Consider the following 12739-nt stretch of genomic DNA (forward strand, 5'->3'; position numbering starts at 1 on the left):
CGAGCCCGTGCGCGAGACGCGCCGCCCGTTCGCCAGCGTGGTGCCGCCCGTGGCGGCGGCGCCCGCGACGGTCGCGGCCGAGCAGGACACGCCGCGCGACGTCGTCGTGGCCGGCCGGCAGGTGCCCTGGGGCATGCTGTTCTGGGGGGCGGCCGGCGGGCTCGTGCTTCTCGGCCTCGGCCTCTCGGTCATCGATCTCGTGTCCGACCTCTACGGCCACTCCGGCTGGCTCGGCACGCTCGGCTTCGTGCTCGCCGCGGTGGCGTCCGTCGCGCTCACCGTGATCGCCGGGCGCGAGGCGGCCGGCCTGTTGCGTCTCAAGGCCATCGACCAGGTCCGCGACCAGGCCATCGCTGCGATCGAAACCGACGACCGGGCGACCGGCCGCGCCGCCGTGACCGAGCTTCTCGCCGTCACCCGTCAGATGCCGTCGCTGGCCCGGGCCCGAGTGCGGGTGCAGTTCCACCTCAGCGAGATCATCGACGGGCGCGACCTCGTCCATCTGTCCGAGCGCGAGCTGATGACCTCGCTGGACGAGGAGGCCTCGCGGTTGATCACCAATGCGGCCAAGCGGGTCTCGGTCGTCACTGCGGTCAGCCCGCGGGCCGCGATCGACATGCTGTTCGTGCTGGTCACGGCGCTCGGCCTGGTGCGCAAGCTGGCGCTGCTCTATGGCGGCCGTCCCGGCGCGCTCGGCCTCGTCCGGCTGATGCGGCACGTCATCGCGCATCTCGCCGTCACGGGCGGACTGTCGGTCGGCGACGGCGTCGTCCAGCAGATGATCGGCCAGGGGCTCGCCGCCAAGGTTTCAGCCAAGCTCGGCGAAGGCGTGCTGAACGGCCTGCTGACGGCCCGGCTCGGCCTCGCCGCCATGGACGTGACCCGGCCGCTGCCGTTCTCGGCGCTCAAGCGCCCGACACTGCAGGATCTGGCCGGCGGGCTGCTCCGCACCGCCGATCGGGGCGACACCGTCCCGGCCGGAGCGACGCCGCGCGCCGCCACGGCGGAGTGACGCCGGCAGGCCACCTGCGACAGACGATCGCCACCTCGCGCCCTCGGCATCGCCGGGGGCGTTTCGCTGTCACCGGCGCGGGAACCATTGCCACTTCATTGCGTTGAAGCAAAACCCTTTTGTCGCGTCCGCTCCCCCTTCCCCCGCAGACGCGCCGCATCGATCTGGAGCCGAGCCTGATGGTGAGCGCACGGCGCGGGACGCTTCGTCTGCTCCGTGCCCTCATGGTCGGAGCGGTCGTCGTTCCCGCGACCTTGTTCCTGTACGTGGCGTGGGTCTCCTGGGGTGCGATCCAGGAGATCACCGACGACCGGCTGGTCCGGTCCCTCGACGTGCTGCACGAACACGCTCTGAAGGTGCTCACCACCGGCAAGCTCATCCTGAACGAGCTCGTCGATTCGGTCGCGGGCTCGACCTCCGAGCAGGTCGGCGCCCGGGAGCCGGAGCTTCACCGCCGCATGAAACGGATGGCCGACCTGCTGCCGCAGGTGCAGTCGATCTGGGTGATCGGGCGTGACGGCCTGCCGCTGGCGAACAGCTATTTCGTGCCGGCTCCGCGCAGCGCGTCGCTCGCCGACCGGGACTTCTTCGCCGCGCAGGTTCCGGCCGACATCGGCACCTATGTGAGCAGCGTATTCATCCCGCGGCTCATCGAAGGACCGGCTTTCTTCAGCCTCAGCCGGCGCTTCAATGGACCGAGCGGCGCCTTCGAGGGGATCGCCAGCGTCTCGATGCTGCCGAACGACTTCGAGAAGTTCTACCAGGAAATCGCCCGCGGCCACGGCGAGGTTTACGCTCTGATGCGCGATGACGGCTCGTTCCTGGCACGCTATCCGGGGGGGCCCTTCGCGTCAGCCAAGCTGCCGCCGGCGAGCCTGTTCTTCCGCGAGATCAAGGCGGCGACCTACCGGGGCCTCTATTCGGGCGTGTCGCAGATCGACGGGGTCGAGCGGCGGGTGGGATATCGCCGTGTCGAAGGCTTCCCGATCTATGTCATCGCGTCGGTCGACCTCGCCCTGGTCCGCGCCGAGTGGCTCTCGGCGCTCGGCGGACATCTGGTGTTCGGCCTGCCGGCGACGCTGCTGCTCCTGTGGGTCCTGTGGGTGGCGCACCAACGCACCGCCGGTCTCTACGCCGAAGCGCTCCGGCGCGAGGCGGCCGAGAAGGCGCTGCGCCATTCGCAGCGGCTCGAGGCGGTCGGACGGCTGACCGGTGGCGTCGCGCACGACTTCAACAACCTTCTGATGGTGATCTCCGGCAGCGCCGAGCGGCTCAAGCGCACCGTCCAGGGCGAGAAGGAGACCCGGCTGGTCGAGATGATCACGACCGCGGCCAAGCGGGGCGAGACGCTGACGCGCCAGCTTCTCTCGTTCTCGCGCCAGCAGGCCGTGAGTCCGCAGAGCATCGACCTCACCCGGCGCATGCCGGAGCTGTCCGAGCTGATCCGTCGCTCGCTCGCCGACGAGGTCGAGGTCGCGATCGACGTGCCGGATCGATCCTGCCCCGTGAAGGTGGATCCGAGCGAGTTCGAGGTCGCGGTCCTCAACATCTGCGTCAATGCGCGGGACGCCATGCCGAACGGGGGGCGCCTCACCGTGACGGTGCACGACGCCGTCATGGACGAGCCGGGTGACGGCCTCACCGGGGCCTTCGTGGTGCTGGATTTCACCGACACCGGGACCGGCATTCCGCCCGACGTGCTGCCGCGCGTGTTCGAGCCGTTCTTCACCACCAAGGACACGGCCAAGGGGACGGGGCTCGGCCTGAGCCAGGTGTACGGGTTCGCGCGTCAGGCCGGCGGTGATGTGCGCATCGACAGCCGGGTCGGCGTCGGGACCACCGTCACGTTGCTGCTGCCGCGCGTGGCGCTCGAGCCGGTCGCCGCCGAGCCGCCGGTCGAACGTACCGCCGTCGCGGCCGGCCGCAACACCGTGATGGTCGTCGAGGACAATCTGGCGGTGGCCGATGTCTGCCGGTCCTATCTCGACCAGCTCGGCTACGACGTGACCTTCGCGGCGTCGCCGCGCGACGCCCTGACTGCATTGAGCGGCCAGCACCGGATCGACCTGGTGCTGTCCGACATTCTGATGCCGGGCGGCATGAGCGGCGTCGATCTCGCGCGTGAGCTGCGCACCCTGCAGCCGGCCTTGCCGATCGTGCTGATGACCGGGTTCAGCGATCGGGCCGGCGACGTCGCCCGCGACGGCTTCCCGGTGCTGCGCAAGCCGTTCGACATCGATGCCCTGCAGCGCGAGCTCGCCGCGGCGCTGGCCCATCGCCACGGGCCGGCGGCGGCGTGAGGGTTTCGCGATCCTGCTGAAAAACGCGGCTCGGGCACAGCCTGTCGTGCCGCGGCCTCGCCGCCGCCCGCCCCGCGGATCGTGACGATCACGAAACGTCTCAGGGGGCAGCGGCGGCGACAACGCGTTGAGGTCTTCGCCTAATGCAGCCCGCCGGTGACGTGCAGCGTCTCGCCGGTGATGTAGGAGGCGCCGTCCGACGCGAGGAAGGCGACCGCGGCGGCGATCTCGGAGGCCTCGCCGACACGGCCGAGCGGGGTGATTGCCTCGACCTGCTTGCGCAGCTCACCGGCGTCGAAGCCGGCGGCCTTGACCCCTTCGGTGACGACCATGCCCGGATTGACGGCGTTGACGCGGATCTTGCGCGGCGCCAGCTCCTTGGCCAGCACGTCGGTGATGAGGTCGACTGCCGCCTTGGTGGCGCCGTACACGGCGGAATTCGGAAAGGCCAAGGTCGACGCGCCCGACGAGATGTTGACGACGCTGCCGCCGTCGTTGAAATGCCGCGCCGCCGCCTGCGTCACCATGAGCAGGCCGAGCACGTTGAGGTCGAACTGACGGTGGAAATGCTCCGGCGTGATCGCCTCGAGCGGCAGCATCTCGTAGACGCCCGCGTTGTTGACCAGCACGTCGATCCGGCCGAGCGCCTCGACCGTCTGGTCGACGACCGCCTTGGCCGCCTGCGGATCGGCGAGATCGCCGCCGATCGCGACCGCCTTGCCGCCGGCGGCCGTGATCTTGCCGACCACGGCGTCGGCGCCCGCCCGGCTGGACGCGTAGTTGACGGCGACCGCGGCGCCCTGGGATGCCAGCTCGAGCGCGATCGCGGCCCCGATGCCCTTCGATGCGCCGGTCACCAGCGCCACCTTGCCTTGCAGAGTCTTGGTCACGATCGTCGTTCCTCTTCCAATTTCATACAGCAGATCCGTACGACAGAAGTTCGGAAATATGGAAGTATTGAATGAGGTCAAGGGGGCCTCTATATCTTTTTCGATGGTGCAGTTCGTTCACCCCGCGCTCGCCGACATCACGCTGGCCGGAATCCTCGCCGCGCTCGCCGACCCGATGCGGCTGCGCATCGTCAAGGCGCTGCTGGAGGACGGGGACTGCCTTTCCTGCACGGCGGCGGCGCCCTGCCCGGAGATTCCGAAGTCGACGCTGTCGAATCATTTCCGCGTGCTGCGCGAGGCCGGCCTGATCCGCACCTCCAAGAAGGGCGTCGCGCACCGCAACACGGTGCGCGAAGCCGACATCAATGCGCGGTTTCCGGGGCTGTTGAAGGCGATCCTGAAGCACGCGGGAGAGTAGGGCGCCTCGTTCATCCGTCGAGCGGAGCCACGATGCGCCGTGTGGGGGCGTATCACCCCCGCTTGCGCTCGTCCGGTCCGGCGCCGACGGGGCGCGCCGGCTCTTCGGTCCATTCCGACATCGAGCCGTCGTAGAGCGAGACGTCGGGCCGGCCCAGAACCTCGGACAGCACGAACCACGGCGTCGCCGCCTGATGGCCGGTGTTGCAGTAGGCGATCACGGGTCCGGCCGGCAGGTGTGCGAACAGCGTCGACAGCGCCGTCGCATCCTTCAGGCGACTGGTCTCGGGATCCCATGCGGTGGTGTGGTCGATCATCACGGCGCCGGGCAGCCGGCCGGGCCGCAGCGCCTGGGGGCTCTTGGCGCGGCCTTCGAAGAAGGCGAGCGCCCTGGTATCGAGCAGCACCGCGTCGTCGGTGGCGACGGCTCGGACGACCCGCGGCAGCAGAGCCCGTGCCGCGCCTGCGAGCGCGACCGGATAGGGCGGCGCTTCGGGCTTGCGGCTCGGGCCGCCCACCACCGGGCGTGACGGATCGGCGCTCCAGGCGGCCATGCCGCCGTCCAGGATGGTGACCAGGCGGTGGCCGGCCACACGCAGCGTCCAGTAGACGCGCGCCGCGGCGGCGAAATCCCCGGCCGAGGTGCCGGCCGAGATCACCACGGCGATCTGCTCCGGGCCCAGGCCGATGCCGCCGAGCAGCGCCGCGAGCACGTCCGCCTCCGGCAGCAGTCCGCTCGCCATGCCCTTGGTGGCGCGCCACCCGTCCTCGACGTAGTCGGAGTGGACCGCCCCCGGGATGTGGGCGGTCAGATACGCCGCGCGCCCGCCGCCGTCGACCACGGAACGAATGTCGACGAGGCGGACCGCCGGGTCTGCGAGCCGCCGCGCGACCCAGTCGGGGCTGACCAGAGGGGGGACTTGATCGCGGACGACAGTCGGACTGGACATGGCGCTCCTCACGGGGACTCCGGCCCTTATCTCACAGGACGCCGTTTCAGTCATTCCGTGCGACTCCGATCCGCGCTGGCAACGGCGCGCCGTCGGACGGGTGAACCGGGGCGGGGCGGTCGATCAGACGGAGAAGTCGCCGGCCCGCGGCGCGGTCCGCTGGCGCGGGATGCGGACGTTGCGCTTCTGCATGTCCCGCAGGATCACGTACATCTGCGCTGCCACCAGGGCGTCGTTGAAGGCGTCGTGCTGGGGCAGCATCGGCACCGAGAGATCCTCGGCGATCGCCGCGTATCGCAGGTCGATCTCGGTGCCGGGCGGCGCCTTGCCGTACTTGCGCTCGTAATAGAGCTCGGAGACGTCGTACTGGCGGTTCGGCAGGTTGATGTTGAGCATGCCGAACAGGTACTTGTTGATCATCCGCACGTCGAACGACACCCAGTAGCCGACCAGCGGCCGGCTGCCGATGAAGCGCAGGAACTCGGGCATCACCTCGCGAATGGTGCGGCCCAGCTTGACGTCGGCCTCGCGGAGCTGGTGCACCTTGATGGCGCTGACGTCCATGGCGGCACCGGGCCGGATCAGGGCCCGGAACGTCTCGCTCGTGAGGATCCGGTTGCCCCGGATCTTGATCGCCGCGATGCTGATCACGTCGTCGGCCAGGATGTTGAATCCGGATGTCTCGCAGTCGAGCGACACCACCTCGCCGGTCTCGTCCGGCTCGAACAGGAACGCATACGCGTTGTCGGCCAGAAGCATCCGGTCGAACAGTGCGCGCGAGCGGCGGAGGATCTCGGACCGCATCAGAATACGCTCAGGTGATAGCGGTTGCGGACGATCTCGCGGAAGCGCTTCACCACCCGAAGCGCGTCGCGCAGCAGGTCGCGGTCGCGGGTCGTCAGCTCGCCCAGACGGACGATCGACTCGCGCTCGCGCCGGCCGGTGGCGATGGCGGCGAGCTGCGCCCGCAGGCGGATCTCCATGAAATAGGACAGCGCGCTGGAGAGCTCACGGCCGAGATCGGCGCCGAACAGCCCGGCCTCCGCCAGGGCATCGATGCGGCGTGCCGTCGAGACCTCGCGAATCCCCTGGTCGATCGCCAGCGTGCGGACGCCGTGCACGATCGGGAAGGTGCCGGACTTCTTCACGTCGATCTCGTCGGAGCCGACACCGACCGACGCCATGAAGGAGGTGAGCATGCCGGCGCTTGCCCCGGCGAACAGGTCGATGGCGCGGGCGAAGCGGGCCAGATACGCCGTCTCCCCCCGCATCATGTCGATCATCGCGGTCTTGGCGCGATCGAGCAGCTCCGGATGGCCCGTCACCGACACGGCATCGAAGAAGATGCCGAGATTCATCGGCCCGTCCTCGGCGGGCGACCGAATCCAGCCCTCGACCTGGACCAGGAAGTCGTCGGCGGGCTGCGACCAGCGCGGGTTCTTCACCATCACGTCGCCGGGGCAGGGGGGAAAGCCGAAGCTCTCCAGCGCGCCCGAAAAGGCGGTGCGGAAGGCGGCGAGGTCCTCCTCGGGCACCGGTCGGGCCAGCAACAGGCCGTTGTCCTGGTCGGTACGGACCGTCTGCTCGCCGCGCCCCTCCGATCCCATCACCATCAGGCAGCCGTTCTCCCGGATCGAGGGAGGCGCGATCATGTCGAACAGCTTGGCGAACAGGCGCCGGTTGAGGTCCGACGTGATCTCGGCGATCACCTCGACCCGGGCGCCCTGGCGATGCAGCCGCTCGACCTGGCTCTGGATGTCGAGCGCGCAGGACTTGAGGTCCGCCGGTGCCCGGGCCTGCTCGATCTGGCCCGGGATGAGCTGGGGGTTGCCGGCGACCAGCCCCAGGATGTCGATGTCCTCGAGCACGCCGACATAGCCGCCCTCGCCGCGGATCGCCAGCCGCCGCTTGTTGTGGCGGGTCATCGCGATGACGGCGGCGAAGACGAAGTCGTCCAGGCCGATCGACACCACCTCGAAATGGCAGACCTCGCGCACCGGCGCCTCCAGCGGCTTGCGGTCGACCACGAAGGCCTTGGCGAGGTTCGCCCCGGTGACGATTCCGACCCGGTCGCCGTCGCGCACGAACAGGGTGTTGTTGTTGCGGTCCTGCATGATCTGGCCGGCGTCGTGCAGGGTGGTGCTGCCGTCGACGAAGACGGCGGGCCGGAAGCGCACCTCGCGCACATGGGCCCGCAGGGTCGAGTCGACGCCCTCGTGATCGCGCCGCTCGTAGGACCGCAGCTTTCGCGAGATCTCCGAATAGAAGAACGCGGCGAAGCCCGGGTTGCGTCCGATCAGGTCGAGCACCACGGCCTTGGGCAGCAGATAGCAGAGCGTCTCCTCGGCCGCCACGAAGGTGGTCCCGGCCGGCCCGTGCACCAGCGAGCGTGCGTCGAACGTGTCCTTCGGGCCGAGGCCGGATTCGAGGGTGTCGCCGTCGCGCTCCGCGACGCGTCCCTTGATCACGACGTGGAGGTGCTCGGAGCGCTGCCCGGCCGCGATGACGGTCTCGCCCGGCGGAAAATAGCCGATGTCGATGGCCGCCCGGAGCGTGCCGATCTCGTCGTGGCTGAGCCGGTCGAAGGGCGGATTCTGGGCGTCGAAGGCCTGCGGCATGGATCACACGACCACCGGTGACGGTCCCGGATCTGAGGCCCTTGGTCGCGCGGGGGCGGTCGCGGCTGGACCGGAGAGACGCGGGCGGCCGGATCCCGTCGGACCGGCCGCCCGGATGCACGCGTGTCGGCCGGTCCGCCGAGGCTGACCGGCCGAGCGACCGTCTAGTGGGCGACGGCCTTGTGGGAGCCGATTCCCGTCTCCGAGCGCACGTTCTGGTGCTCGAAGCCGGCCCGGTCGATCTGCGCCCGTTTGCTGTTGTCGAGCTTGGAGAACAGCCAGATGCCGGCGAACGCTATCGACATCGAGAACAGCGCCGGATTGTCGTAGGGGAACGGCGCCGTCGCGAACCCGAAGGTCTTCACCCACACGGCCGGGCTCAGGACCACCAGGGCCACGGAGCTGATCAGGCCGAGCAGGCCGCCGATCAGCACGCCGCGCGTGGTGGTCCCACCCCACAGGATCGACATCAAGAGGACCGGGAAGTTGCAGCTCGCCGCCACTGCGAAGGCGAGCCCGACCATGAAGGCGACGTTCTGGTTCTCGAAGATGTAGCCGAGAACGATCGCGACGATGCCGATCAGCACGGCCGACACCTTGGAGACGCGGACCTCGCGGTCCTCCGAGACGCGGCCGCGCGCGATCACCGAGGCGTAGAGGTCGTGGCTGACCGCCGAGGCGCCGGCGAGCGTCAGCCCGGCCACCACGGCCAGGATGGTGGCGAACGCCACGGCCGAGATGAAGCCGAGGAAGAGCGAGCCGCCGACCGCGTTGGAGAGATGGATCGCCGCCATGTTGGTCCCGCCCAGCAGGGCCGTGACCTTGTTGTAGGCGCCGTCGGCCCCGACCTTGTAGAAGCTCGGATCGTTCATCAGGAACGTGATGGCGCCGAAGCCGATGATGAAGGTCAGGATGTAGAAGTAGCCGATGAAGCCGGTGGCGTAGAACACCGACTTGCGCGCCGCCTTGGCGTCCGACACGGTGAAGAACCGCATCAGGATGTGCGGCAGGCCGGCCGTGCCGAACATCAAGGCCAAGCCGAGCGACACCGCCGAGACCGGATCGGACACGAGATTGCCGGGCGCCATGATGGAGGCACCCTTCGGGTGGGTCTCGACCGCCTTCTTGAACAGCGCCTCGGGCGAGAATCCGAACGTGATCAGCACCATCAGGGCCATGAAGCTGGCCCCGCCGAGGAGCAGGCAGGCCTTGATGATCTGCACCCAGGTGGTCGCCACCATGCCGCCGAAGGCGACATAGACGATCATCAGGGCGCCGACCACGATCACGGCGTAGAGATAGGGAAGACCGAACAGCAGCTCGATCAGCTTGCCGGCGCCGACCATCTGGGCGATCAGGTAGAACGCCACCACGGTGAGCGTGCCGATCGCCGACAGGCTGCGGATCTGGGTCTGCTCCAGGCGAAACGAGACCACGTCGGCGAACGTGTACTTGCCGAGGTTGCGCAGCCGCTCGGCGATCAGGAACAGGATCACGGGCCAGCCGACCAGCCAACCGACCGAGTAGATCAGGCCGTCGAAGCCGGACGCGAAGACGAGGCCGGAGATCCCGAGGAACGAGGCGGCCGACATGTAGTCGCCCGCGATGGCGAGGCCGTTCTGCCCGGCCGTGATGCCGCCGCCCGCGGCGTAGAAGTCCGCTGCCGAGCGCGTGCGTCGCGCTGCCCAATAGGTGATCACCAGCGTCATCGCCACGAAGGCGAAGAACATGATGATGGCGGGAAGATTCAGGTTCTGCTTGCCGCCGCCTTCGATGGCGCCGGCGGCCTGCGCCGCATCGGCGAAGCCGGTGAGAGCCGCGAGCCCGGCGAGGAGGAGCGGACCGGCCGCCTTGAACGTGCGAGCCGTACGCATCACTTCTGCCTCCCGACGATGTTCTGGGTGATGTCGTCGAACTCGGAGTTGGCCCGGCGCACATAGATGCCGGTCAGCAGGAAGGCCGAGACGATGACGGCGAGGCCCACCGGGATGCCCACGGTGGTCACGCCTGTTCCAAGACGGATGGCGAGAAGGCTCGGCGCGAAGGCGATCACGGCGATGAAGCCGAAATAGATCACCAGCATCGCCAGGCAGAGCGTCCAGGCGAAGCGCGAGCGCTTCGAGACGAGCTCCTGGAATTGTGGGTCGTTCTTGATCGAGTCGTACGACGGCGCACTCACGGCGTCCCCCTTGGTGTCGAGCCTCCCGCTCCGACTTCGGCCGTCTTTTTTTTACGGCTCTCGTCTTGGGTGGCACGATAGTGAGGGCGACCAGACGACGCAATCCGACCAAAGACGCACCAAGGACTGTTCGGCCGCCATTCGGCGACGAGCGCGTGGGCGGCCGCCCGGGTGGGGCGGCGCCGACGCGATGCAGCAATTCCGAGGCTGACTGGGCAAGACCTTGAGGCTGCTCGTCTTCCTGCGTCGGGGACGGGCTGCGGCGCTTTAGCGCGACCGTTCCGGTCCGGTTCGCCTGGACATGGGGCGATGCCTTCCTCAAATCTTCTCTCGTCGATCCGGGCCCCTCTGACGGCGCCGTTGCCGTGATGTCGGATCTTTCACCTGTCGCCCCTTCTCGCGAGACGGCGACATCTGGAGGATTGCGATGGATGCACCGCTCGGAAGCTCGACCCTTCACACCCTCGCCGCAGAGGCCTGGAGCGCCGACCTGCTCGGCAAGCCCGCCTGGGCCTGGCTGGGGTTTCTCGGCATCGTCGTGGTGCTGCTGGCCGTCGATCTCGGCGTTCTCCACCGGAAGGCGCGTGAGATCCGGGCGCGGGAAAGCCTCCTGCTGTCGGCCGCCTATATCCTGATCGCGCTCGCGTTCGGCACCTGGGTGTGGTCCGGCATGGGGTCCGAAGCCGGGATCGCCTGGATGACCGGCTTCGTCGTCGAGAAGACGCTGGCGCTCGACAATGTCTTCGTCATCTCGCTGATCTTCGCGACGCTGGCGGTCCCGCCGCGTCTGCAGCACCGCGTGCTGTTCTACGGCATCCTCGGCGTCATCGTGCTGCGCGCCGTGATGATCGGGCTCGGCACCGCGATCGTGTCGCAGTTCTCCTGGGTGCTGTTCCTGTTCGGCGCAATCCTGATCGCCACTGGCATCAAGATGCTGGTGGTGGCCGATAATCCCTCCGCCTGGGTCGACAATGCGGTGATGCGGTGGATGCACAGGCATCTGCGGGTCACGCGCGAGCTCGCCGACGACCGCTTCTTCGTGCGGCGCGCGGCGACGGCCGGCGGCAGCCCGGTTCTCTTCGCGACGCCGCTGTTCGTTGCCCTGGTGCTGATCGAGTTCGCCGATCTCGTCTTCGCGGTCGACAGCGTGCCGGCGATCCTCGCCATCACGACCGACCCCTACATCGTCTACACCTCCAACATCTTCGCCGTCCTCGGTCTGCGCGCGCTCTACTTCGCGCTGGCCGCCAGCGTGCACCGTTTCCGCTACCTCAAATACGCGCTCTCGCTGGTGCTCGTGTTCATCGGTGCGAAGATTTTCTGGAACCAGATCGTCGGCAAGGTCGATCCGCTCGTCTCGCTCGGCGTCACGGCGGCGCTGCTCGCCGGCGGCGTGATCGTGTCGGTCTGGAAGACCCGCGGCGAGGCTCCGGCCCTCGAGGCCGATGCGAAGCGTGCGTCCTGATTCCCGCACCCGCGACTCCATCGGACAGCGTCCGCCACCCAGGAGACAGCGTCCTCTGGCACGGCCGCGGCCTTTCGCCGGCCGGCTCGGGCGGCGACGCCGCCGCGGCGGCGTAGCGCGCCGCTACTCGGCCGGCAGCCCGGCGCGGGAGTGATTGGCGTAGGTCGCCCAGGTCGGCGCGTAGCCCGCGTCGGCCTGGTTGCCCCAGGTGGTCCAGCCGGGCCGGGTGCCGCGGGCGAACAGCTCGAGATAGGGCCCCGGCGAGCACGCCTCGATCAGGGTGTACTGCTCGTCGGGCTTTCGCGAGTGCTCCCGCTTGCGGGTGGCGAGCAGGTTCACCTGGCGGCGGCCGGCCGCCAGCGTCCGGGCGTTGCGGCCGCGGACGCCGAAAAGAATCAGCTCGGTGACGTTGCGAAAGTAGAATCCGACGCCGCGGCCGTCCGAGCCGCCGTCCTTGCGGACCTTGTGCCAGACGAGGTTCGACTTGTAGGTGAAGCCCCAGGCTCGCATCACGGCGAGTCCTTCGGGCAGCAGCGCGTTGGGGACCCAGAGATAGAGATGGGCCGTCGGCGCGGCGAGCGCCTCCACGGGCAGCGCCTGGATCTCCGGCAGGGTCAGCGTGCCGTAGCGCGACAGCCGCCGATGCTCCGGCGCCATCTTGCCGGTGCGGTTGACGAACTGCCACGGCGGGTCGGCCAGGATGGTGGCGAACCGGCCGCCGGCCGCGAAGGCCGCGAGATCGGCCGCGGCGGCACTCGGAGGGATCTGCGGGAGAGTCATCCGGCGAACCTCGGCTCGGCTGCGCGGCGGCGGCGAACGACGGGCCGGCGCAGTGGATGTCGGCTGCCGGTCGTGTTCTCATACCCCGGCTCGCCTCGGCCGCGCCAGGGCGGCATGGTCCGAGCGAC

General features: G+C 69.1%; 11 protein-coding genes. 4 read left to right on the forward strand and 7 right to left on the reverse strand.

Annotation, left to right across the window (positions count from 1 at the left end; translation table 11 throughout):
* A partial coding sequence (locus CH341_RS03985) for a YcjF family protein (RefSeq protein ID WP_210208177.1) occupies positions 1 to 1012 on the forward strand: 1012 nt, incomplete at its 5' end.
* A 224-nt stretch (positions 1013 to 1236) separates the two neighbouring features.
* The gene (locus tag CH341_RS03990; RefSeq protein ID WP_170149459.1) at positions 1237 to 3312 is read left to right on the forward strand and encodes a hybrid sensor histidine kinase/response regulator; all 2076 of its coding nucleotides are present in this window, start codon (positions 1237 to 1239) and stop codon (positions 3310 to 3312) included.
* Positions 3313 to 3452: 140 nt separating this feature from the next.
* On the opposite strand, the gene CH341_RS03995 is transcribed toward CH341_RS03990, so the two are convergent.
* The gene (locus CH341_RS03995) at positions 3453 to 4202 is read right to left on the reverse strand and encodes an SDR family NAD(P)-dependent oxidoreductase (protein ID WP_111417739.1); all 750 of its coding nucleotides are present in this window, start codon (positions 4200 to 4202) and stop codon (positions 3453 to 3455) included.
* 103 nt (positions 4203 to 4305) lie between these two features.
* Here CH341_RS03995 and CH341_RS04000 point away from each other — a divergent pair, with 103 nt between their 5' ends.
* Entirely contained in the window at positions 4306 to 4620 is a 315-nt protein-coding gene (locus CH341_RS04000) for an ArsR/SmtB family transcription factor (protein WP_111417740.1), read from the forward strand.
* A gap of 52 nt (positions 4621 to 4672) precedes the next feature.
* Here the strand turns inward: CH341_RS04000 and CH341_RS04005 are convergent, their stop codons facing one another.
* The 5 genes from CH341_RS04005 to CH341_RS04025 form a co-directional block, all read right to left on the reverse strand.
* The gene (locus tag CH341_RS04005) at positions 4673 to 5569 is read right to left on the reverse strand and encodes a sulfurtransferase (RefSeq protein ID WP_170149460.1); all 897 of its coding nucleotides are present in this window, start codon (positions 5567 to 5569) and stop codon (positions 4673 to 4675) included.
* A 123-nt stretch (positions 5570 to 5692) separates the two neighbouring features.
* Positions 5693 to 6373: a 3'-5' exonuclease gene (locus tag CH341_RS04010; RefSeq protein ID WP_111417742.1), complete on the reverse strand. Its 681-nt coding sequence runs from the start codon at positions 6371 to 6373 to the stop codon at positions 5693 to 5695.
* Positions 6373 to 8187, reverse strand: coding sequence for a DUF294 nucleotidyltransferase-like domain-containing protein (locus CH341_RS04015; protein WP_111417743.1), 1815 nt, complete (start codon positions 8185 to 8187; stop codon positions 6373 to 6375). Before CH341_RS04015 ends, CH341_RS04010 begins: the two co-directional genes overlap by 1 nt.
* Before the next feature lie 164 nt (positions 8188 to 8351).
* Positions 8352 to 10061 carry a cation acetate symporter gene (locus tag CH341_RS04020; RefSeq protein WP_111417744.1) on the reverse strand — a complete coding sequence of 570 codons (1710 nt, stop codon included), beginning with the start codon at positions 10059 to 10061 and terminating at the stop codon, positions 8352 to 8354.
* The gene (locus CH341_RS04025) at positions 10061 to 10366 is read right to left on the reverse strand and encodes a DUF485 domain-containing protein (RefSeq protein WP_111417745.1); all 306 of its coding nucleotides are present in this window, start codon (positions 10364 to 10366) and stop codon (positions 10061 to 10063) included. Before CH341_RS04025 ends, CH341_RS04020 begins: the two co-directional genes overlap by 1 nt.
* Before the next feature lie 427 nt (positions 10367 to 10793).
* Between CH341_RS04025 and CH341_RS04030 the strand changes: the two genes are divergently transcribed.
* Positions 10794 to 11831, forward strand: a complete 1038-nt coding sequence (locus CH341_RS04030) for a TerC family protein (protein WP_111417746.1) — start codon at positions 10794 to 10796, stop codon at positions 11829 to 11831.
* A 123-nt stretch (positions 11832 to 11954) separates the two neighbouring features.
* Here CH341_RS04030 and CH341_RS04035 read toward each other — a convergent pair whose 3' ends face one another.
* On the reverse strand, positions 11955 to 12611 hold the full coding sequence (locus CH341_RS04035; RefSeq protein ID WP_111417747.1) for an MT-A70 family methyltransferase: 657 nt from the start codon (positions 12609 to 12611) through the stop codon (positions 11955 to 11957).
* Positions 12612 to 12739: the final 128 nt, after the last annotated feature.

It is taken from the genome of Rhodoplanes roseus (assembly GCF_003258865.1).
Classification (GTDB): domain Bacteria; phylum Pseudomonadota; class Alphaproteobacteria; order Rhizobiales; family Xanthobacteraceae; genus Rhodoplanes; species Rhodoplanes roseus.

What these genes read in the sequence shown, in the direction of transcription:
- CH341_RS03990 (WP_170149459.1), top strand. Translation starts at nt 1,237, where the DNA reads ATGGTCGGAGCGGTCGTCGTTCCCGCGACCTTGTTCCTGTACGTGGCG.
- CH341_RS04000 (WP_111417740.1), top strand. Translation starts at nt 4,306, where the DNA reads ATGGTGCAGTTCGTTCACCCCGCGCTCGCCGACATCACGCTGGCCGGA.
- CH341_RS04005 (WP_170149460.1), bottom strand. Translation starts at nt 5,569, where the DNA reads ATGTCCAGTCCGACTGTCGTCCGCGATCAAGTCCCCCCTCTGGTCAGC.
- CH341_RS04010 (WP_111417742.1), bottom strand. Translation starts at nt 6,373, where the DNA reads ATGCGGTCCGAGATCCTCCGCCGCTCGCGCGCACTGTTCGACCGGATG.
- CH341_RS04015 (WP_111417743.1), bottom strand. Translation starts at nt 8,187, where the DNA reads ATGCCGCAGGCCTTCGACGCCCAGAATCCGCCCTTCGACCGGCTCAGC.
- CH341_RS04020 (WP_111417744.1), bottom strand. Translation starts at nt 10,061, where the DNA reads ATGCGTACGGCTCGCACGTTCAAGGCGGCCGGTCCGCTCCTCCTCGCC.
- CH341_RS04030 (WP_111417746.1), top strand. Translation starts at nt 10,794, where the DNA reads ATGGATGCACCGCTCGGAAGCTCGACCCTTCACACCCTCGCCGCAGAG.
- CH341_RS04035 (WP_111417747.1), bottom strand. Translation starts at nt 12,611, where the DNA reads ATGACTCTCCCGCAGATCCCTCCGAGTGCCGCCGCGGCCGATCTCGCG.